Source organism: Pigmentiphaga litoralis, from assembly GCF_013408655.1.
Taxonomy (GTDB): domain Bacteria; phylum Pseudomonadota; class Gammaproteobacteria; order Burkholderiales; family Burkholderiaceae_B; genus Pigmentiphaga; species Pigmentiphaga litoralis_A.
The window spans coordinates 1-21,748 of the sequence record NZ_JACCBP010000004.1 but is presented as its reverse complement, the minus strand read 5'-3'; the positions used below and the strand labels follow the sequence as shown (position 1 = coordinate 21,748).

Annotated in this window: 19 protein-coding genes; 12 read left to right on the top strand and 7 right to left on the bottom strand. The window is 63.5% G+C overall.

The features are described 5' to 3' along the window. The first annotated feature begins 41 nt into the window (after nt 1–41). From HD883_RS26905 to HD883_RS26895, 3 genes are all read left to right on the top strand, one after another. A complete protein-coding gene (locus tag HD883_RS26905; RefSeq protein ID WP_179590970.1) occupies nt 42–809 on the top strand; it encodes a flagellar brake protein in 768 nt (255 codons plus the stop codon). 158 nt (nt 810–967) lie between these two features. After that, nucleotides 968–1,438, top strand: coding sequence for an HIT family protein (locus tag HD883_RS26900; protein ID WP_179590972.1), 471 nt, complete (start codon nt 968–970; stop codon nt 1,436–1,438). Nucleotides 1,439–1,546: 108 nt separating this feature from the next. Then, nucleotides 1,547–2,959: a CitMHS family transporter gene (locus HD883_RS26895; protein WP_179590974.1), complete on the top strand. Its 1,413-nt coding sequence runs from the start codon at nt 1,547–1,549 to the stop codon at nt 2,957–2,959. 5 nt (nt 2,960–2,964) lie between these two features. On the opposite strand, the gene HD883_RS26890 is transcribed toward HD883_RS26895, so the two are convergent. Then, nucleotides 2,965–3,720, bottom strand: a complete 756-nt coding sequence (locus HD883_RS26890; protein WP_179590976.1) for an SDR family NAD(P)-dependent oxidoreductase — start codon at nt 3,718–3,720, stop codon at nt 2,965–2,967. Between the two features lie 143 nt (nt 3,721–3,863). Here HD883_RS26890 and HD883_RS26885 point away from each other — a divergent pair, with 143 nt between their 5' ends. Continuing rightward, a complete protein-coding gene (locus HD883_RS26885) occupies nt 3,864–4,784 on the top strand; it encodes an AraC family transcriptional regulator (RefSeq protein ID WP_179590978.1) in 921 nt (306 codons plus the stop codon). Between the two features lie 30 nt (nt 4,785–4,814). Here HD883_RS26885 and serA read toward each other — a convergent pair whose 3' ends face one another. From serA to ahpC, 5 genes are all read right to left on the bottom strand, one after another. Further along, a complete protein-coding gene (gene serA / locus HD883_RS26880; RefSeq protein ID WP_179590980.1) occupies nt 4,815–6,011 on the bottom strand; it encodes a phosphoglycerate dehydrogenase in 1,197 nt (398 codons plus the stop codon). Nucleotides 6,012–6,176: 165 nt separating this feature from the next. Then, entirely contained in the window at nt 6,177–7,481 is a 1,305-nt protein-coding gene (gene phoR / locus HD883_RS26875; protein WP_179590982.1) for a phosphate regulon sensor histidine kinase PhoR, read from the bottom strand. A gap of 43 nt (nt 7,482–7,524) precedes the next feature. Then, nucleotides 7,525–8,238, bottom strand: a complete 714-nt coding sequence (phoB, locus tag HD883_RS26870; RefSeq protein ID WP_179590984.1) for a phosphate regulon transcriptional regulator PhoB — start codon at nt 8,236–8,238, stop codon at nt 7,525–7,527. 154 nt (nt 8,239–8,392) lie between these two features. After that, complete coding sequence (gene ahpF, locus HD883_RS26865; RefSeq protein WP_179590986.1) at nt 8,393–9,964, bottom strand: alkyl hydroperoxide reductase subunit F; 1,572 nt, start codon at nt 9,962–9,964, stop codon at nt 8,393–8,395. A gap of 78 nt (nt 9,965–10,042) precedes the next feature. Then, nucleotides 10,043–10,606 carry an alkyl hydroperoxide reductase subunit C gene (gene ahpC, locus HD883_RS26860; RefSeq protein ID WP_179590988.1) on the bottom strand — a complete coding sequence of 188 codons (564 nt, stop codon included), beginning with the start codon at nt 10,604–10,606 and terminating at the stop codon, nt 10,043–10,045. A 293-nt stretch (nt 10,607–10,899) separates the two neighbouring features. Here ahpC and HD883_RS26855 point away from each other — a divergent pair, with 293 nt between their 5' ends. The 7 genes from HD883_RS26855 to HD883_RS26825 all read left to right on the top strand — a co-directional run bounded on the left by HD883_RS26855 (nt 10,900) and on the right by HD883_RS26825 (nt 18,272). Next, nucleotides 10,900–11,409 (top strand): gamma-butyrobetaine hydroxylase-like domain-containing protein, encoded by a 510-nt coding sequence (locus HD883_RS26855; RefSeq protein WP_179590990.1) that lies wholly within the window; start codon nt 10,900–10,902, stop codon nt 11,407–11,409. Continuing rightward, nucleotides 11,406–12,203 carry a bifunctional demethylmenaquinone methyltransferase/2-methoxy-6-polyprenyl-1,4-benzoquinol methylase UbiE gene (gene ubiE, locus HD883_RS26850; protein WP_179590992.1) on the top strand — a complete coding sequence of 266 codons (798 nt, stop codon included), beginning with the start codon at nt 11,406–11,408 and terminating at the stop codon, nt 12,201–12,203. The genes HD883_RS26855 and ubiE overlap by 4 nt, the downstream gene beginning before the upstream one ends. Before the next feature lie 218 nt (nt 12,204–12,421). Further along, entirely contained in the window at nt 12,422–13,429 is a 1,008-nt protein-coding gene (locus HD883_RS26845) for a Tim44 domain-containing protein (protein ID WP_179590994.1), read from the top strand. Nucleotides 13,430–13,533: 104 nt separating this feature from the next. After that, nucleotides 13,534–14,172, top strand: coding sequence for a ubiquinone biosynthesis accessory factor UbiJ (locus HD883_RS26840; RefSeq protein WP_179590996.1), 639 nt, complete (start codon nt 13,534–13,536; stop codon nt 14,170–14,172). A 6-nt stretch (nt 14,173–14,178) separates the two neighbouring features. Beyond that, entirely contained in the window at nt 14,179–15,732 is a 1,554-nt protein-coding gene (gene ubiB / locus HD883_RS26835) for a ubiquinone biosynthesis regulatory protein kinase UbiB (protein ID WP_179590998.1), read from the top strand. A gap of 89 nt (nt 15,733–15,821) precedes the next feature. Then, entirely contained in the window at nt 15,822–17,261 is a 1,440-nt protein-coding gene (locus HD883_RS26830) for a sodium:solute symporter family protein (RefSeq protein WP_179591000.1), read from the top strand. A 105-nt stretch (nt 17,262–17,366) separates the two neighbouring features. Next, entirely contained in the window at nt 17,367–18,272 is a 906-nt protein-coding gene (locus tag HD883_RS26825) for a ferritin-like domain-containing protein (protein WP_179591002.1), read from the top strand. Between the two features lie 280 nt (nt 18,273–18,552). Here the strand turns inward: HD883_RS26825 and HD883_RS26820 are convergent, their stop codons facing one another. Further along, entirely contained in the window at nt 18,553–20,001 is a 1,449-nt protein-coding gene (locus HD883_RS26820; protein ID WP_179591004.1) for a DegQ family serine endoprotease, read from the bottom strand. Nucleotides 20,002–20,200: 199 nt separating this feature from the next. Between HD883_RS26820 and HD883_RS26815 the strand changes: the two genes are divergently transcribed. Beyond that, entirely contained in the window at nt 20,201–20,977 is a 777-nt protein-coding gene (locus HD883_RS26815; protein WP_179591006.1) for an enoyl-CoA hydratase, read from the top strand. The last annotated feature ends 771 nt before the right edge of the window (nt 20,978–21,748 follow it).

The window sequence follows — 21,748 nt, the reverse complement described above, 5'->3', positions numbered from 1 at the left end:
CGAGGCATAACCCGCCCTTGCACCCTTGCTCCCACACTTCCATGACAGACACGACTGCGTTGCCGCTGGTGCCCGAACGATTGACGAGCGAGGGCCTCGAGGACTACCGGATCTCGCAGCCGCTGGAAATCCAGACCCTGCTGAACCAGATGGCCGACCAGAACGTGCTGGTGGCGCTGACCACGCCGGGGGGCGCCAGCTACACCACCACGGTCTGGGACGTGGATCGCGCCAAACGCGTGGTGCGCCTGGGGGCCGACCTGGTCGACCCCCAGCTCGAACGCATCCTGTCGTCCAACGAAGTGTTCGCCGTCGGCTTCCTGGAACAGGTCAAGATCCAGTTTGAAGTGCATGGGTTGATGCGCGTCAAGGGCGAAGGCAGCACGCAGGTGCTGACCTGCACCTTCCCGCAGCAGCTGTATCGTTTCCAGCGCCGTTCCAACTTCCGTGTCCGCCCGCTGCACACGCCGCCACCCGTGGCGCGCTTTCGTGTCGGCCCGGCTGCCGACCCGATCGAACTGCGGGTGATCGATGTCAGCGTGACAGGGGTCGCGTTGCTGATGCCCGAAGGCGCCGCCAAGCTGGGCGCCGGTTCCGAAGTGGTGTCTGTCGACATCGAACTGGACGCCGACACCTATTTCACGACCAACCTGCGCGTCATGCACGTCAGCCCGCTCAAGAACGAGCAGCCGGGCGGGCGGCTGGGCTGTGAAATGGATGGCCTGGACGGCACGGCCATGCGGTCGCTGCAGCGCTTCATCGACCAGACGCAAAAGCGCCGCCGCTCGATGGCCTGGACCGACATCTGACCAGGCGTTGCCGGGCGGATCCATCCGCGAGCCGTCTGCTCGTCGATGTCTTTTCGGTCATGGGGTTTCCAGGGAGTATCGCCGGCCAGGCGCGCTGAACCGTAGGCCCGCCTGCGTGATAGCCTGCTTGTTCGATCTTTCTGGACGGCCCCACCTTCATGTCCGCTTCCCCTTCGACGCCCGGTTGTCCGCTGTGCCATCCCGCTACCCACCCCGTCATCTGGTCCGATGACCGGTGTTATGTCATCCGGGTCGACGAACCTGACTACCCCGGGTTCACGCGCGTCATCTGGCGCGACCACGTCGCCGAGATGACGGATCTTTCGCCAGCGGATCGCGCCCATGTCATGGAGCGGGTCTGGACCGTCGAGCAGACGCAGCGGGACATCCTTGCACCCGACAAGATCAACCTGGCGGCATTCGGCAATATGGTGCCGCACGTGCATTGGCATGTGATCCCGCGCTGGCGCGACGACCGGCACTTTCCCGATCCCTTCTGGGCGCCGCCGCGTATCGCCCCCGGTACCGAAACGACGGCCTACGTCGCCCATCGTGAGCTTACCGTGAGCCTTCTTCCGCGATATATCACCGAATTGGTGCAAAGGCTGGATGCGTTGCCCCACAACTAGGAAAATGTCCCTAGGGTATTCCCCTAAGTAGTGCCTCTAGGGGAGGGGTGTTGCTCTGCAACACCCTACAATCGCGGCACTTTTGACAGCAGGTCCAACGGTTCCCTTATGTTGACATTCCTCGGTTTTGCGATGGTGGTGACGTTCATGACGCTCATCATGACCAAGCGCCTGTCGCCTTTGGTCGCGCTCATCATCGTCCCCATCGCATTCGCGCTGCTCGGCGGTTTCTACGCCGAAGTGGGCGGCTACATGCTTGATGGCATCCGCAAGATCGCGCCCACCGGCGTGCTGCTGATGTTCGCCATTCTGTACTTCGGCCTGATGCTGGATGCCGGCCTGTTCGATCCGCTCATCAACGGCATGTTGAAGCTTGTACGCGGCGATCCGCTCAAGGTCGTGATCGGTACCGCCATTCTGGCGCTGGGCGTCTCGCTCGACGGCGACGGGTCCACCACGTACATGATCACGGTGTCGGCCATGCTGCCGCTGTATCGCAAGCTGGGGCTGCGGCCGCTGGTGATGGCCTGCGTGATCATGCTGTCCAGCGGCGTGATGAACATTCTGCCCTGGGGTGGCCCGACGTCGCGTGCCGCGGCCGTGCTGCATCTGGATGTGGGCGACGTATTCGTGCCGATGATCCCGGCCATGATCGTCGGCGCCATTGGCGTGATCCTGATTTCTGTCTGGATGGGCCTGCGCGAACGTGCGCGGATCGGCCGTATCGACTACGTTGGCGACAAGGCCGGCACGGGCGCGATGGCCATGGCCGGCGCCGGTGCAGCGGGTGCTTTCCCCGGCGGGTCGGGCGCCACGGTGGCCCGTCCGCCTGTGGATGACGACGCCAGCCGCAACACCGAAGAAGACGCCCTGCAATCGGAAACCGAAGCCGCCAAGCGCCCCAAGCTGATCTGGGTCAACGCCGTGCTGACGGTGGGCCTGATGATCGCGCTGATCTACGGCGTGCTGCCGCTGCCCGTGCTGTTCATGATCGGTTTCGCCATCGCCCTGCTGATCAACTATCCGGGCATGAAGGCCCAGCGCGACCGTATCGCCTCGCATGCCGACAGCGTGCTGGCCGTGGTGGCCGTGATCTTCGCCGCCGGCATCTTTACCGGCATCCTGGCCGGCACCGGCATGATCGAAGCCATGGCCAAGAGCGCGCTGGCGCTGCTGCCGCCGGCGCTTGGCCCTTACCTGGCGCCGATCACCGCCGTGCTCAGCCTGCCATTCACGTTCTTTTTGTCGAACGACGCTTTCTACTATGGCGTGGTGCCGATCATTGCGCAGGTGGCCGGCAACTATGGCATTTCGCCGGTCGAGATCGCCCGCGCGTCACTGGTGGGCCAGCCGGTCCACCTGCTGAGCCCGCTGGTGCCGTCGACCTACCTGCTGGTGGCCCTGGCCGGCGTCGAATTCGGCGACCACCAGAAGTTCACCATCAAGTGGGGCATCCTGATCTGCGCGCTGATGCTGGTGGCAGGCCTGGTGTTCGGGATCTTCCCGCTGATCGGCGGCTGACGGTATCAGAGGTTCTGCCCGCCAGACACCTCGATCCGTTGCGCGTTGATCCAGCGATTGTTTTCCGTCAACAGGCTGGCGACCATCGCCCCGATATCGTCCGGCACGCCGACCCGGCCTAGTGCTGTCATCCCGGCAAACTGGGCGTTCAGGTCGGCGTTATCGCGCACCGCGCCGCCGCCAAAATCGGTCTCGATCGCACCCGGCGCCACGGTGTTGACGCCGATGCCGCGACTGCCCAGTTCCTTGGCCATATACAGGCTCAGCACCTCGACCGCGCCTTTCGCGGCCGCATAGGCGCCAAAGCCGGGAAACGCGAACCGGGTCAGTCCGGTGGACAGGTTCACGATGCGGCCACCGTCCGCCAGCAGCGGCAGCAGGGCCTGCGTCAGGAAGAACACCCCCTTCACATGCACGTCGAACAGCCGGTCGAACTGGGCTTCGGTCGTCTCCGCGATCAGTCCCATGTCGCCGTGGCCGGCGTTGTTCACCAGGTGGTTGAAGGTATCCCGCTGCCAGGTATCGGCCAATGCCGAGCGCACACGGTCGACAAAGCCTGCGAAGGACGCCACCTCGCCGCTGTCCAGTTGCAGCGCCACGGCCTTGCGGCCGAGGGATTCGATCTCGGCCACCACGGCAAGTGCGTCGGCGTCGCGGCTCTGGTAGGTAAGGATGACGTCGCCGCCCTGGCGGGCAATGTGCAGCGCCATGTTGCGGCCCAGGCCGCGGCTGCCGCCGGTAATGAGGGTGATGGGGGTCATGTCTGAGATTCCAGGAAGGGGGAAGTTGCGAGGAATCCAGTGTCCCGCCGCCAGGCCCTGCCGGGTTGCCGGAACCTCGCGCACTTTTGCCTGATCCTCCAGACCCCTGTCGCCCCGGCGCATGCCGCACTAGACTGGCAGCCATGGACACCCTGCGCGATACCTTGCTCGATAACATTACCCGCTATACCCAGTCGCATACCGATGCCGACGGGTTGGCCCAGACGCCGATCGACGGCCTGGTGCTGATTCGCGCCCCCACGCCAAGCGGGCTGATGTACGACATCTCGCGCCCTCTGGTTTGCCTGGTGCTGCAGGGAAGCAAGCAGGTCACCGCCGGCACGCACACCGTGTCATTCACCGCCGGCGATTCGCTGCTGATCGCGGTGGATGTGCCCACGGTCAGCCAGATCACGCAGGCCAGCATCCCCGCGCCATATTTGTCATTGGCGCTGGTGCTTGATCCGGCGGTCATCGCGGATCTGACGGCACAGATGCCAGAACCCGGCGCAACCGCAGGCATGCCCGGCCGGCCTGCCTTCGGGCAACCTTCATTGCACGTCGAACCCACCGAACCCGAAGTGGCCGACGTCGCGCTGCGCATGATGCGCCTGCTCGACCGCCCAGCCGCCATCGCCGTGCTGCAGGCGCAGCTCGTCCGGGAAATGCACTATTGGTTGCTGGCTGGCCGGCATGGTCCCGCCATTCGCCGCCTGGGCTGGCCCGAAGGCCATGTGCAGCGGATCGCCCGGGCCGTGGCCGTGCTGCGCGCCGACTACGCACAGCCGATTGCCATCGAACGGCTGGCGTCCGTGGCGGGGATGAGCCCGTCGTCCTTCCACCAGCACTTTCGCGCCGTCACGTCGCTGTCGCCCCTGCAATTCCAGAAGCATCTGCGCCTGATCGAAGCGCGGCGCCTGATGCTGGCTGACGGCGCCAGCGCCAGCAGCGCGGCCTTCAAGGTCGGCTACGAAAGCGTGTCGCAATTTACCCGTGAATACAGCCGTACCTTTGGCCAGCCGCCGGTGCGCGACGTGCGGTCAGCCCGGCAGCCGGCGGCCTGAGCCGCACAGCCACTCTGCAGACCGCGCCCCTTACAGCACGTCGCAGCGCACGGTGATCGGATGGCTTTTCAGCTTCTCGATCATGTCCGGGCTGGGGGCATCGCCAATGTCCGTCAGCACGAAACCGACCGGTCCCTTGGTCTGCAATTGCTGGCTGACAATATTCAGCTTTGCGTCGGCGAACAGGCTGTTCAACTGCGCCAGCGCGCCCGGAACGTTCCGGTGCACGTGCAGGATACGCGCCGTACCGGCCGGCTCCTGATAAGGCAGTTCCGGGAAATTGACGGCGCCCTTGGTCGTGCCGCTCAACACGAAACGCACCAGTTTTTCCGCCACTTCGCGGCCGATGTTTTCTTGCGATTCCATCGTGCTGCCGCCAATGTGCGGCGTCAGGATCACATTGGGCAGGCCGATCAGCGGGCTGACCAGCGGTTCGTCCACACCCTTGGGCTCGACCGGGAACACATCCAGCGCCGCGCCCGAAATGTGGCCGGTATCCAGCGCCGCGCGCAGCGCGTCGATGTCCACCACGGTGCCGCGCGACGCGTTGATCAGGATCGCACCCCGCTTCATCATCGACAGCGTGCCTTCATCCATGATGTTTTCGGTCGACCGGCCACCCGGCACGTGCAGGGTCACCACGTCCGATTCGGCCAGCAGCGTCGGCAGGTCGTAAGCGCGGGCATTGCCCAGCGGAAGCTTGGCTTCCACGTCATGGAAAATCACGCGCATGCCCAGCTGTTCGCCCAGCGTGCCGATCTGCGAGCCGATATTGCCGTAGCCGATGATGCCCAGCGTCTTGCCGCGCGCTTCGAACGACCCGTTGGCGGTCTTGTCCCAATGGCCCTGGTGCACGCGCAGGTTCTTTTCGGGAATGCGGCGCAGCAGCAGGATCGCTTCGGCCAGCACCAGTTCGGCCACCGATCGGGTATTCGAAAACGGCGCGTTGAACACCGGAATGCCCGATTCCATGGCGGTCGTCAGGTCGACCTGATTGGTGCCGATGCAGAAGCAGCCGACCACACGCACCTTGCGCGCGGCTTCGAACGCGGCCTTGTCCATTTGCGTGCGCGACCGGATGCCGACCACGTCGGCGTCACGGATGGCTTCCTGCAGCGCGTCGGGCGGCAAGGCGCTGTTGTAGGTCACGATGTCGGTAAACCCGGCGGCGGTAAAAACCTCGCGTGCGCTGGGGTGGATATTTTCCAAAAGTACGATTTTCGCCATACAGGGCAACTCCGGGCTGATAGGGGCGGGCAGGCGCCTCGATTCGAAGCGGGTGGCCGTCCAACCTTCGACTGTCACACATTCGGCGGGCTTTGTTAAGAAAGCCACCTCGGCCAGGCGGGGAATTCCCGCCGGCCCGCCAGAGGCGTGAAAGGTGTGACCCGCTTACGGGCGGTCGCCGTCGGTCAGGCGTGTCCGCGGAAAGTGCAGAGAGAAGCAACTGCCGCGCCCGACCTCGCTGGTGATCTCCAGCTCGGCGCCGTGGCGCATGGCAATGTGTTTGGCAATCGCCAGTCCCAGGCCGGTGCCGCCTGATTCGCGCGATCGGCCGCGGTCCACGCGATAGAACCGTTCGGTCAACCGCGGCAGGTGGTGCGCCGCGATGCCGATCCCGGTATCCGTGACCGAATAGCGTGCACTTCCATCGGCTTCCGTGTGCCAGCGCACAGTCACCTTGCCGCCGTCAGGGGTATAGCGCACCGCATTGATGAGCAGGTTGGAAATCGCCGACGACAGTTCGCTGCCCGATCCCAGCACATCCAGATGCGGGTCGATCTCGCTGCTCAGGGTATGGCGGCCGTTGGACAAGGCCTCCGCCTGCGACAGCGCGGTGCGTATCAGCCCCGGCATGCCAACCGGTTGCGGGTCGGTGGTGGGCGACGATTCCAGGGTCGACAGGGTCAGCAGGTCCGCCACGATCGCCTGCATGCGCTGCGCCTGTTCGTGCATGGTCCGCAGATACTGGTCGCGCTGCGCCTGGGGCAGGGCGTCGGCCGGCATCTCGATCAGGGTTTCCAGAAAGCCCGCCAGCACGGTCAGCGGGGTGCGCAGTTCGTGCGACACGTTGGCCACGAAGTCGCGGCGCGTGGTTTCCAGCTTTTCGATCTGCGTCACGTCGCGGGTCAGCAGCATGCGCTGGCGCTTGTTGTAGCTGATCAGCTGCACCATCAGCACCCGGTCACCCGATCCGGGGCTGCGGACCAGCACCGGCGACGGCCACTCCAGTTGCCGGGCGTACCGCACGAATTCCGGCGACCGCACCAGGTTCAGGAGGCTGTGGCCGCGGTCTTCGGGCAGCCGCAGGCCCAGGTGGTGCCGGGCAATGCGGTTGCACCAATCGATATGGAAGTCTTCATCCAGGGTAACCAGCCCGTCGGGCAGCGCCTGGGCGGCCGACAGGAAACCCTGCACATTGCCTTCCAAAAGCGCCAGCTGCCGTTCCTGGCTGCGCAGATGCCGGTAAATACGCGCCAACGCGTCGTCCCACGACCCGGCCGACGGCGGCGGCGGCCGTTTCAGGTCACGCGTCCACCGCGTGACCCGCGACAGCTGCCAGATGTGCCAGCACAGAAGGGTACCCAGCCCGAAGCTGAACAGCGCCCAACTGCCGTGATGCCCCGCAACGGGGTGACCCAGCGCGGCGATACCGCCCCACGCAAGGACAAGAAGAAGATTTCGGATCCAGACCATAAGGGATTGTCGCAGCACCCGGCAGGGCGTGGACCCTTTCCGCTCAGTCGTTCAGCTGGACGCCGGGAACCGGTTGCGCGGTAAAGCGGTAGCCGCTGCCCCGCACCGTCTCCACGTGACCGTCATGGCGGCTGGGTTCCAGCGCCTTGCGCAGGCGGCGAATGTGCACGTCCACCGTACGTTCTTCCACAAAAACGTGGTCGCCCCACACCTGGTCGAGCAGTTGCGAGCGCGAAAACACGCGTTCCGGGTGGGTCATGAAAAAGTGCAGCAGGCGGAATTCGGTCGGGCCGATTGCCAGGGGCGTGTCGTTGCCGGCCAGCCGATGGGTGACGGGGTCGAGTTTGAGCCCGGCCACCGTGATCATGTCGTCGGTCAGCTGCGGCGCGCGGCGGCGCAGCACCGCCTTGATCCGCGCCATCAATTCCTTGGGCGAAAACGGCTTGGTAATGTAATCGTCGGCGCCGGCTTCCAGGCCGTCGACCTTGTCCTGCTCGGCGCCCTTGGCGGTCAGCATGATGACCGGGACGGCCTTGGTGCGCTCTTCGGCGCGCAGCTTGCGGGCCAGGGTGATGCCCGAAGCGCCGGGCAGCATCCAGTCGAGCAGGATCAGGTCGGGCAATTCGGCGCGGATCAGGGTCTGGGCCTGCTCGGCGTCCGTCGCGCGCAGCACCTTGTGCCCGGCGAACGACAGGTTCACGGCGATCAGTTCCTGGATGGCGGGTTCGTCTTCGACGACTAGGATGGTGCTGGACATGGGTTGTGTGATTCAGGTTGCTGGACCATGTCGATAGTATGGCGGCAATGTTGCAGGTATGTGACCGTCATGTTGGCAGGTCAGTCAGGGCACGCATACAAAAAAGCCTCCGCGAACGGAGGCTTCCTTGTCGACCGGTCAGGTCAGTCCTGCATTACGCCGCTTCGGCCACGCTCGACCGGATCAGGTAATCGAACGCGCTCAGTGCCGCTTTCGATCCTTCTCCCGCCGCCACGACGATCTGCTTGTACGGCGTCGTGGTTGCATCGCCTGCCGCGAAAACGCCTGGCAGGTTGGTGTGGCCCTTGGCGTCGACTTCGATCTCGCCAAAGCGATTCAGCGTCACGGAATCCTTCAGGAAATCCGTGTTCGGCACCAGGCCGATCTGCACAAACACGCCTTCGAGCTCGATGCGGTGCGTCGTGCCCGTCGCCATGTCTTCATAGTGCAGGGCGTTGACCACGCCGTCCTTGCCCTCGACTTCGGTCGTCTTGGCACGCGTCAGGATCGTCACGTTCGGCAGGCTCTTGGCCTTGGACACCAGCACCGCGTCGGCGCGGAGCTGTTCACCGAACTCGATCAGCGTGACGTGGGCCACGATGCCGGCCAGGTCGATTGCCGCTTCGACGCCGGAGTTGCCCCCGCCGACCACGGCCACGCGCTTGCCCTTGAACAGAGGACCATCACAGTGCGGGCAGTACGCCACGCCCTTGTTCTTGTATTCCTCTTCGCCGGGCACGTTCAGATTGCGCCAGCGCGCACCCGTAGCAAGCACTACCGACCGCGACTGCAGCAGCGCGCCGTTTTCCAGCTGCACGCCGATCATCTCGCCCGGCTCGCTGGCCGGGATGATCTTTGCCACGCGCTGCAGGTTCATGACGTCGACGCCATACTGCTTGACGTGTTCGAGCATGTCGGCCGCAAACTTCGGACCGGTCGTTTCCTTGACCGAAATGTAGTTCTCGATGCCCAGGGTATCGTTGGTCTGGCCGCCGAAACGATCAGCCACGATGCCCGTACGGATCCCCTTGCGGGCGGCATACACCGCTGCGCCGGCGCCGGCCGGGCCACCGCCCACCACCAGCACGTCGAACGGCTTTTGTGCCGCCAGACGCGCGGCGTCCTTGGCTTCCCGATTGGTATCGAGCTTGGCCACGATTTCCTCGACCGTCATGCGGCCCGAGGCAAACACCTGACCATTCAGATAGACGGAGGGAACCGCCATGATTTCGCGTTCGGCCACTTCCGACTGGAACAGGGCGCCATCAATGGTCGTCACGTTCACATCGGGGTTGACCGCAGCCATCACGTTCAGCGCCTGCACCACGTCCGGGCAGTTGTGGCACGACAAGGACATATAGACCTCGAAGTTCAACGGACCTGCCAGATCACGGACGTTGGCCAGCACCGACTCTTCCACCTTGGGCGGATAGCCCCCGACCTGCAGCAGCGCCAGCACGAGCGACGTGAACTCGTGGCCGAGCGGCAGCCCGGCAAAGCGCACACGGGGCGCTTGTCCTGGACGCGTGATGGCGAAGGACGGCACGCGGGCACCCGAGACATCTTCGCGCAGCGACACTTGTGGTGAGCAGTCGAGGATGTCTTCGAGCAGGCCACGCATCTCGGTACTCGAAGCGCTGTCGTCCAGCGCTGCAACGAGTTCGATAGGACCGGGGAGGCGTTCAAGATACGCCTTGAGCTGAGCCTTGATGGTTGAGTCGAGCATGGTGTTCCCAGATAAAAAGGAGGAGCTGCGCGTGGAGCTCCTCGCGCCAGCAACTAAGGATTGCGTGACGGGTAGTACTTAGATCTTGCCAACCAGGTCGAGCGAAGGGGCAATGGTCTTCTCGCCTTCCTTCCACTTGGCCGGGCACACTTCGCCAGGGTTGTTCGCAACGTACTGGGCAGCCTTCAGCTTGCGCAGGGTTTCCTGAACGTCACGGGCAATGGCGTTGTCATGGATTTCGATGGTCTTCACGACGCCTTCAGGATTGATGACGAACGTGCCACGCAGGGCCAGACCTTCTTCGGGGATGTGCACGCCGAAAGCGTTGGTCAGGAAGTGGGTGGGGTCGCCAACCAGCGGGAACTTGGCCTTGCCGACGGCGGGCGAGGTTTCGTGCCACACCTTGTGCGAGAAGTGCGTGTCGGTGGTCACGATATAGACCTCGGCACCCAGCTTCTGGAAGGCTTCGTAGTTGTCGGCAGCGTCTTCGACTTCGGTCGGGCAGTTGAACGTGAAGGCGGCCGGCATGAAGATGAACACAGACCATTTGCCCTTCAGGGTCTGGTCGGTGACTTCAACGAATTTGCCGTTGTGGAAAGCCTGGGCCTTGAATGCGGGGATCTGACTGTTGATGTGGATCATGCTTGGTTTCTCCAGTGGGCGCCGCAGCACATCTGCGACTTTGATAAATTATAGCTATATTATCTAGCCGTATGATTGAAATTATGTATCGGGCCGATAGGCAGTCCGGCCCGCCAGCGCACGCAAATCACAGGTCGCGAATCGCTGCGCAACTCTTTCGTGTTGGGGCATCCGCGTGCATCGCAAGCCTTCATTTTCAAGTCGATGCGTTACAGCGCGGCTGGCGCCCCGGCCTGGCCGGCTTGACGCGCTGCGGCTTGGGCTACCATGACGGTCTGTCACCGAGAATGTCCATGGCCGGCCTCAATAAAGATACCCCCATTCCCACCCGATTCGTACTTCATGGCGCGTCCCGCGTACTTGAAGTCGAATTCGACGACGGCAAGGTGTTCCGCCTGCCGTTCGAACACATGCGGGTGCACAGCCCGTCCGCCGAAGTGCGTGGCCACGGTGTTGGCCAGGAAGTGCTGCAGGTCGGCAAGAAAGACGTCACGATCGTCCAACTCGTGCCGGTTGGCAACTACGGCGTGCAGCCCACCTTTTCCGACGGCCATTCCACGGGCATCTACTCGTGGGACATCCTGTACGACCTGGGCGACAACCACGACACGCTCTGGCAGGCCTATCTGGCGCAGCTGGAAGCGGCCGGTGCGTCGCGCGATCCGGCCGATGCCGGCGGCGCCGCGGCGCCCGCCGGGCATGACCACGCGCACGGCCACGCATGTGGCCACGACCACGGAAACAGCCCGGCCGCGCCGTCCGAACCCGCCATTACCGAAGTCCGCCGAGGAACCCGCCAATGAGTGATCCCCGTTATCCCGCCGATCCGTCAGCCGACAAGTCCGTTGATGCGTCCGTTGATGCGTCGGGCACGACCCATTTCGGCTTTCAGAAAGTGGCTGAAGACGACAAGGTGCGCAAGGTGGCCGAGGTGTTCCATTCGGTGGCGGCCCGCTACGACGTCATGAACGACCTGATGTCGGGCGGCTTGCACCGCGTCTGGAAGGCCTTCACCATCGGCCGCGCCAATGTGCGCCCCGGCATGAAGGTGCTGGACATTGCCGGCGGCACGGGCGACCTGGCCCTGTCGTTCGCCAAGCGCGTCGGCCCCACCGGCGAAGTCTGGCTCACCGACATCAACGATTCCATGCTGCGGGTCGGCCGCGACCGGCTGCTCGACAAGGGCGTGCTCCTGCCCACCGCCGTCTGCGACGCCGAAAAGCTGCCGTTCCCGTCGGGCTACTTCGACCGCGTCACGGTCGCGTTCGGCCTGCGCAACATGACGCACAAGGACCGGGCGCTGGCGGAAATGAAGCGCGTGCTGCGCCCGGGCGGCAAATTGCTGGTGCTGGAATTTTCGCGCGTGGCCAAGCCCTTGCAGCCCGCCTACGACTGGTACTCCTTCAATATCCTGCCCTGGCTGGGCAAGACGGTCGCCAAGGACGAGGCCAGCTACCGCTATCTGGCCGAATCGATCCGCATGCATCCCGACCAGAAAACCCTGGCCGGCATGCTGGAACAAGCCGGCCTGTCGCGGGTCCAATATTTCAACCTGAGCGCGGGGCTGGTGGCGCTGCACGAAGGCGTGTCGCTGTAATCCGAGTCCGCCTGACCGGCGGCGGGCCGATCGTGAAGCACCTTGCAACCGATCGGCCATAAAAGGTCCCGGTTTCACTTGGACCTTTTACGATAGTCCGCTACATTTCAGCTTATTGTCAGGAAGATTTCTGCGGCATGGCCTTCTGCGGGGAAGACCCGGTCTTGCAAAAATCGATTCCTGCCCGACATGACATTGATTAGAGGAGAGAACACACAATGTCTCGACGTTTCCTGTCCAAGATCCTGCCGGCTCTGGTGATCATGGTTAGCGCCAGCTCGATGCTGGTGGTGGCCGACGCCGAAGCCAAGCGGGCTGGCGGCGGCAGCAGCATCGGCCGTCAATCCAGCAACGTGACGCGCCAGGCGCCCCCGCCTGCACGCACGCCACAACAGAACAACACCACGTCGCAGGCGGCAGCGCCGGCAGCGGGTGCCGCAGCAGGCGCGGCCGCCACGGCAGGCGCACGCAGCGGCATGGGCCGTTTCCTGGGCCCGATCGCGGGCATCGCCGCCGGCCTCGGCCTGGCAGCGCTGTTCTCGCACCTGGGCATGGGCGCGGCCATGGCCGAAATGATCGGCAGCATGCTGCTGATCGCGCTGGTCATCTTCGCGGTCATCTTCCTGGTCCGCCGTTTCCGCGGCGCAGGCGCCCAGCGTCAGCAACACGCCTTCCAGGGTGCGGCTGCCGGTGGCAACGATCGCAACTCGCCGTTCCAGTCGCGTACTGACGACACGGCTCCCATGGCGCGTCAGTCCGACGCTGCAGTGCCTGCTTCGGCATCCGCTGCGGGCGTGGCACCTGCCGTCGTCGCGGCACCGCCGGTTGAAACGGCGCTGGGCGAGTGGACCATTCCTTCGGACTTCGACACCTCCAACTTCCTGCAGAACGCCAAGGCGCACTTCGTGAAGCTGCAGGCGGTGTGGGATCGCGGCGATACGAACGAAATGCGTGAACTCGTCACCGACGACCTGCTCGCCGAACTGGGCCAGCAACTGGCACAGCGCGAAGGCCAGAACGTGACCGAAGTGGTGCTGCTCAACGCAGAACTGCTGGGCATCGAAACCGTGTCCGACGGCCACCTGGCCAGCGTGCGCTACTCCGGCATGCTGCGCGAGGCCCCCGGTGCGGAAGCCTTCCGCTTCGAGGAAATCTGGAACCTGTTCAAGCCCCAGCAAGGCGGTTGGCTGCTGGCTGGCGTCCAGCAGATTCCGGTAACGCAATAAACGTCCGCACGAAGGCCGGCTGTCCTCAACAGCCGGTAAACTGCACGGGTTGAACCCCGTGGAACGCCCGTCCTCGGACGGGCGTTTGTCATTCTGTGTCCCCTATGCCTTTGCCCGCCTTGAGTCCCTACAACGCTGCTGCCCGCGCGCTCGACGCGCTGTTGTCTCGTGAGCCCTGGGCCCAGGCGCGCCTTGCGCCTCATGCCGGAAAAGTCGCCCGCCTGATTTTTGGCGTAGGCACCCTGACACTGCAGGTCACGGAGCAGGGCGGCGTCATGCTTGCTTCGGCCGATGCCGTCCCCGATGTCACCCTGACTGTGGCGACTGACAAGCTGTCGGCGCTCATGTCGGCCGACACCGCGCAGCGCATGAGCGCCGTGCGCATCGATGGCGACGCCGCGCTCGCCCACGTGATTGGCGACCTGGCGCGCGATCTGCGGTGGGACGCCGAAGACGACGTGGCCAAGGTCATCGGCGACATCCCGGCCGCGCGTCTGTTCGGTTTCGCCCATGGTGTGGCCCAGGGCGCCCGCACCGGTGCCCGCCGGTTTGCCGAAAACGTCGCGGAATACCTGTCCGAAGAAAGCGGCGCCGTGGCGTCGTCGTACGAACTCGAAGCGTGGAGCGCCGGCGTGCGCAAGATCCGCGACGACAGCGAACGTGCCGCCAAGCGTGTCGATGCGCTGGCCGCCCGGCTCGACGCCGTCGAGGCGCGCCGCGTCCGCAGCCAGAGCAAGGGGTAAGGCCGGATGTTCACCTTGCTGCGTTTGGTCCGGATCATGGCCATCATGTTCCGGTACGGTCTTGATGACCTGGTCCTGTCCAACATCCGCCATCCCTGGACGGCCCGTGGCCTGCGCATCATGCGTTTCGGCCGCAAGCTCGACGCCCCGCGCGGCGAACGCCTGCGTCTGGCGCTCGAATCGCTGGGTCCCATCTTCGTCAAGTTCGGCCAGGTCATGTCGACCCGGCGCGACCTGATCCCTGCCGACATCGCCGACGAACTGGCCCGCCTGCAGGATCGCGTGCCGCCGTTCCCGTCGGCCGTCGCCATCGCGTCCATCGAAAAGGGCCTCGGCCGCCATCCCGACCAGCTGTTTGCCAGCTTCGAGCGCGAACCGGTGGCCTCGGCGTCGATCGCCCAGGTCCACTTCGCGGTGCTGCACGACGGCCGCCACGTGGCCGTCAAGGTGCTGCGCCCGAACATGCGCCCGATCATCGACAACGACATGCGGCTGATGCGGGCGCTGGCACGGATGATCGAGCGCGTGTCGCCCGACGGCAAACGCCTGAAGCTGACCGAAGTCGTTGCCGAATTCGACACCTACCTGCACGACGAACTGGACCTGCTGCGCGAAGCCGCCAATTGCAGCCAGCTGCGCCGCAACTTTTCGCCTGAAGGCCCCCGCGGCGACCTGCTGATCGTGCCGGAAGTGATGTGGGACTATTGTTCGGCGTCCATCTTCACCATGGAACGCATGTACGGCATTCCGGTGAACCACGTGGGCCGCCTGCGCGAAGCCGGCGTGGACCTGCCCAAGCTGGCGCGCGACGGCGTCGAAATCTTCTTTACGCAAATGTTTGCCGACGGCTTCTTCCATGCCGACATGCACCCCGGCAACATCTACGTGTCCGACCGGCCCGAATCGCTCGGCCGCTATATCGCGCTCGACTTCGGCATCGTTGGCTCGCTGTCCGAATTCGACAAGAACTACCTGGCGCAGAACTTCCTGGCCTTTTTCCGCCGCGACTACCGGCGGGTGGCGCAGCTGCACATCGAATCGGGCTGGGCTCCGCCCGAAACGCGCGAAGAAGAACTCGAAGGCGCCATCCGCGCCTGCTGCGAACCGTATTTCGACCGCCCGCTGTCCGAGATTTCCCTGGGCCAGGTGCTGCTGCGCCTGTTCCAGACCTCGCGCCGCTTCAACGTCGAAATCCAGCCGCAGCTGGTGCTGCTGCAAAAGACCCTGTTGAACATTGAAGGCCTTGGCCGTGAACTGGACCCCAAGCTGGATCTCTGGAAAACGGCCAAGCCGTATCTGGAAAACTGGATGCAGGAACGGGTCGGGTTCAAGGCGCTGCGCAACGGCTTGAAGCGCGAAGCGGAACAGTGGGCGCAGATGCTGCCCGAGTTCCCCCGCCTGCTGCATGCCCGCCTGGCCGAACCCCTGCACAGCGAAGCCCTGCGCCTGGAAATGGTGCGTCTGCGCCAGACCCAGCAGCACGGCAATCGACTGCTGGCGGCACTGACCGGCGTGGTCGCCACCGCGGTAGCTGTGGCTTTGTGGGCACTGTCCCGTTAAAGCGACTTCAGGCTTGCGATAAACCTGGGACCCCCGTGGGTCTGCGTGCGATACTCGCGCCGTTTGTTTCGAACTGACGGCGCGCGATCATGGTTCTGGGCTTTGTTCTTCTCTATCTGCTGACCTCCATCGCGATCGGGCTCTTTGCCGCGCGCAAGGTGTCAACGTCCGCCGACTACGCGGTCGCCGGGCGTTCGCTTCCCCTCTATATCGTCATAGCCACCACCTTCGCGACCTGGTTCGGTTCCGAAACCGTGCTGGGCGTGTCGGCCGTGTTCATCAAGAACGGCCTGGGTGGCGTGGTCGAAGATCCGTTCGGCGCCGCCTTCTGCCTGGTGCTGGTCGGGCTTTTCTTTGCCAAGCGCCTGTACCAGCACAACCTGCTGACTCTGGGCGATTACTTTCGCGAACGCTACGGCACCCTGATCGAAGTGCTGATGAGCGTCGCCATCATCGTGTCCTACCTCGGCTGGGTGGCCGCCCAGATCAAGGCGCTGGGGCTGGTGTTCCACATGCTCGATCCCTCCATGTTTTCGCAGACGCAGGGCATGCTGGTTGGGGCCGCCATCGTCACCACCTACACGCTGTTCGGCGGCATGTGGTCGGTCGCACTGACCGATTTCTTCCAGATGATCGTGATCGTGCTGGGCCTGTTCACCATCGCCTACTTTGCGACCGACCTGGCCGGGGGCATCGGTCCGGTGATGGATCAGGCCGTCAGCCGCGACCTGTTCAGTTTTGCGCCGCCCGCCAACGCGCACGACATCCTGTTCTTTTTTGCCGCCTTGGTCACCATGATGCTGGGGTCCATCCCGCAGCAGGATGTCTACCAGCGCGTGATGTCATCGCGCGACGTCAAGACGGCGCAGCGCGGTCCGATCATTGGCGGCCTGCTGTATCTGCTGTTTGCCTTCATTCCGATGTATATCGCGCTGTCGGCATTCGGTGTGATGCCCGACATGGTGACGTCCCTGCTGCAGGACGACCCCCAGAAGATCCTGCCGACCTTTATCCTGCAACGCATGCCGGCGCTGGCGCAGATCTTTTTCTTCGGCGCCTTGCTGTCCGCCATCATGTCGACGGCCTCGGCCACCTTGCTCGCGCCATCCACCACCTTTGCCGAAAACATCCTGCGGCACCTGATGCCCACCATGGACGACCGTAAATTCCTGCGGGCGATGCGCGTGTCGGTGGTGGTATTTGCCGCCTGCGTGCTGACTTTTGCATTGAATACCACCGACAGCATTTATGAAATGGTTGCCGGCGCCTACACGGTGACCCTGGTCGGCGCCTTTGTGCCTTTATTCATGGGGTTGTACTGGAAACGCGCCACCACGCAAGGAGCGTTGGCATCTTCCTTGCTGGGTGTCGTATGCTGGCTCATCTGCAGAAACGCCTATGCCGAGGTCTTTCCCCCTCAGCTGGCGGGGCTGATCGGCGGTTTCGTCGGCATCTTTGCAGGGTCCTTGCTGCCACAAGTCATTCGAAGCAAGGTGCGGCCGGCACTTCATCCGGATTTGACGGTCTGACGGAATCCCGTCATCAAGAGGTCACTGGGCGAACGATATCGTGCCCCTGTGCTGCGGCGTACAGGCACGTGCAACCTATTGATCCATAAGAAAGAAAGGCTCGCTATGCTGTACCCCGAATTGTTCAAATCGCTGGAGTCCGTCCGTTGGGACATGGACAAGGACGTGCCTTGGGACCAGTTCGAGGCCGTCAAATTGACCGACGAACAGGCCAATACGATCAAGATGAATGCGATCACGGAATGGTCGGCGCTTCCGGCGACCGAAATGTTCCTGCGCGACAACCGCCATGACAGCGACTTCAGCGCGTTCATGTCGATCTGGTTCTATGAAGAACAGAAGCATTCGCTGGTGCTGCAGGAATACCTGCGCCGTTTCCGTCCCGATCTGGTGCCGACCGAAGCCGAACTGCACAACGTGCGTTTCGAATTCGACCCCGCGCCGGAACTTGAAACGCTGATGCTGCACTTCTGCGGCGAAATCCGCCTGAATCACTGGTATCGGCGCGCCGCTGAATGGCATACCGAACCGGTCATCAAAGCCATCTACCGCCTGATCTCGCAAGACGAAGCCCGCCACGCCGGCGCCTACCTGCGCTATATGAAGCGCGCGTTGACCAGCCGCAGCAAGGAACTGGGCGACCAGGCCCGGGCCGCGTTTTCGAAGATCGGCGTGCTGATGGCGTCGGCGCGCCGCACGCCCCAGGCGCTGCACCCGACCAATCTGCATGTGAACAAGGATCTGTTCCCGAACGACACGATCCAGTCGCGCGTGCCGGAACCGGGCTGGCTTGAAACCTGGCTGGACCAGCAGATCAACTTCGACAAGGAATGGGAGACCAAGGTGGCCGACCGTATCCTCCACAACATGTCGCTGTTGCTGGATCGCAGCTTTGCCACGGTGCAGGACCTGAATCGCTACCGCAAGGAAGTGAGCAAGGAAGTCGCCGACAACGTGGCGGGCGCGGTCGCCGCGGTCAAGCAGGTGACGACACCACCGCGGACGGCCTGACGGTGTGACTGACTGGCTACCTGACTGAGTGCCGGACTGACTGACTGCCTGGCTGGCAGGCAACGCGCCACTGCTCAAGGTCTGTCGATCCGTCGCGCGCAAAAAAGCGCAGCATTTTTCAATGACGCTGCGCTTTTTACATGGTGAGCCAGTCAGCGCGTCGTGTTTACGGAGGCCGCTGATCGACCTTACGGAAGCCGCCGATCGACGCTGCGGAACGACGCCGCCGATCGAAGCCGGCGATCGAGACCGCCGATCGAAACCGCCGATCGAAACCGGCTTACCCGATCCTCACCGGCAAGAAGATCTTGTTCGGACCGCGCTGCACCAGCAGGGCCACGTTCTTGCCAGCCTTGGTCACCAGCGCGCGCACCTGTTCCACCGTCGACACCGGCGTTCCGTTCAACGACAGCAGAACATCACCCGGTTCCACGCCCGCCTGTTCGGCGGCGCCGCCGACCTGGGCGATCAGCAAACCGCCGGGCGCGCCCAGTTCCTGCTGCTCGCGCGGATCGAGTTCGCGCAGGGCCAATCCCAGCTTGCCGCCTTTGGTGGCGTCATCCTTGGCCGATGCGGTCTTGGTCGGCACCTTGCTGGCATCGCCCAGTTGGGCCGTCAGCTGCTGCGTGCCGCCATCCCGATGAATGCCCAGCGTCACTTTTTCACCTGGCATCGCCAGGCTCACCACCGCGGGCAGGTCGCCGGAGACGATCACCGGCTTGCCATTGATGCTGCGAATCACGTCGCCCACCTTCAGCCCCGCCTTGTCTGCCGGACTGCCTTTCTCGACACTCGACACCAGGGCGCCCGATGGCGAATCCAGCTTGAACGAATCGGCCAGCGCCTGGTTCACGTCCTGAATGGTCACCCCCAACCGGGCATGCTGCGCCTTGCCGGTGGCCACGATCTGGTCCTTGATCTTGGTCGCCACGTCGATCGGGATCGCAAACGACACGCCCTGGTAGCCGCCGGTCTGGCTGTAGATCTGCGAATTGATGCCGACCACCTCGCCCCGGGCGTTGAACAGCGGACCACCCGAATTGCCCGGGTTCACGGCCACATCGGTCTGAATGAACGGCACCGATCCGTCATTGGGCAGCGACCGGCCCTTGGCGCTCACCACGCCAGCGGTCACGGTGTTTTCCAGGCCGTAAGGCGAACCGATGGCCAGCACCCAGGCACCCACACGCAAGTCGGCAACATTGCCCAGCGCCACCACGGGAAGATTCTTGGCGTCGATCTTCAGCACGGCCACGTCGGTCGTCGTATCGCTGCCCAGCACCTTGGCCACGAATTCACGGCGGTCGGTCAGCTTGACGACCACTTCCTTCGCATCACGCACCACGTGGGCATTGGTCAGGATGATGCCGTCCGCATTGACGATAAATCCCGAACCCTGGCCCTTGACCGGCACCTGGCGCTGCTGGCGCGGGTCCTGCCGGAAGAACTGGGCGAGCGGATCGTCCCCGTCATCGGACTGGTCCGCGACCTTGGTCATGCCGCTTACGCTGATGTTGACCACGGCCGGGCCGTACCGATCGGTGATCTGCGAAAAGTCGGGCGGCGTCACGACACCCACCGGTGCAGCGGCCGGGGTGGCGACCTGGCTGGTCGAGGTCACGGCGCTGTCGGACACGGTACGGGTAAAGGCAGTCGCCCCGGCCGCACCGAACACACCGGCGGCAATCACGGCAACGACAAGGGGGGTGGTCTTGAACGGGGTGGTCATGGTGACTCCTGATCTGAATCGTCAAACACGAAACGGTTTGGTATGGGATGCATGATCCGGCCGCAGACTTAGGGGAAACTTAAGATCCGGGCAAGCTCCGGGTGCAGCCGCGCACAAGGTGTGGTCTAGTAGCAGTCGAACCCAGGGATCGGGCCTGCGACGCGCCGACCCGCCACTACTTTTCAGCAAGGACGTCTTCATGAGCGAATCGCTGGTACTGACCGACACCCAAGGCCGTGTTGGCCTGATCACCCTGAACCGCCCCAAGGCGCTCAATGCCCTGAACGACGCGTTGATGGACGAGCTGGGCGCCGCGTTGCTCGCCTTCGACGCGAACGAGGACATTGGTGCGATCGTGATCACCGGGTCGGAAAAAGCGTTCGCCGCCGGCGCAGACATTGGCGCCATGAAAGACTGGACCTATATGGATGTCTTTGGCGCCGACTACATCACCCGCAACTGGGAAACCATCCGCAAGGTCCGCAAGCCGGTGATCGGCGCGGTGGCAGGGTACGCACTGGGGGGCGGTTGCGAGCTGGCCATGATGTGCGACATTCTGATCGCGGCAGACACGGCCAAGTTCGGCCAGCCCGAAATCAAGATCGGCATCCTGCCGGGCGCCGGCGGGACCCAGCGGCTGCCACGCGCGGTGGGCAAGGCCAAGGCCATGGACCTGGTGCTGACCGCAAGAATGATGGACGCCGCCGAAGCGGAGCGCGCGGGCCTCGTGTCCCGTGTGGTTCCCGCCGACAAACTGATGGAAGAGGCGATGGACGCCGCAACGGTCATTGCGTCGATGTCCTTGCCCGCAGTGATGATGGCCAAGGAAGCGGTCAACCGCGCGTACGAAGCGCCTCTGAATGACGGCCTGCTGTTCGAGCGCCGGATGTTCCACTCCCTGTTCGGCACGCACGACCAGAAAGAGGGCATGACGGCGTTCATGGAAAAGCGGAAGCCGGAGTTTCGCAATAAGTAAGGCAGGGAAACGGAGGCGGGGGAACTACGGCAGGGAAGCGCTTAAGGCCGTGGAAGAGGTGAAGGCGGCGCGAATCTGACGCGTTGCCCTGACCTGACCGGCCTTTTTTGGCGTCACCCGTAAATAGTTAGGGAAAAAGCTGGCTCCGGCTTGCAAATGGAAAATTACCCGTGCTATATTCATTGGCTCGACGGAACAAACGCAAAACGCAACGCGATTTGCCTAGGCAGCAGCGGTGCAGCGGGTTCTGAAGAGCAGCAGTGCGGTAGTGACGGTGTCTGGCAGTTGAGTGTTCGCAGTTTGATTTTCAGAACTTTGAATGTTTCACTGGTTTGACAAGCGTAAAAAACTCCTTCATAATCTCGCTTCTGTGCTGATGAAGAAATTCAACGGCAACGCAGTACGAAGTAAAGAACCAGCGCAGCGAAACACGCGGCGCCCGCAGCAAAGCAAGGCGACTTGCACGACGCGAAAAGATGGTTTAGAATAGCAGGCTTGCTGCAGCAAACGACGAAACGAAAGTTGGGTCAGCGGCGCAGCGAAGCAAGTGGTTCAGCAGTACGAAATTTGCAGTACCGAAGTTAGCAACACCGAATACCGCAGTACCCGTTCTTTAAAAATTAAACAGCCGATAAGTGTGGGCACTTGAAGTCAGTGCGCGTGTTGAGCGGCGCAGTCCTCGGATTGCGCAAGCGACTAGCCCAATGAAATCAAGTGCTCATAGAAGTAAATTTGTAGGAAGGATCATATCCAACCTTCAAGTTCTTTGAG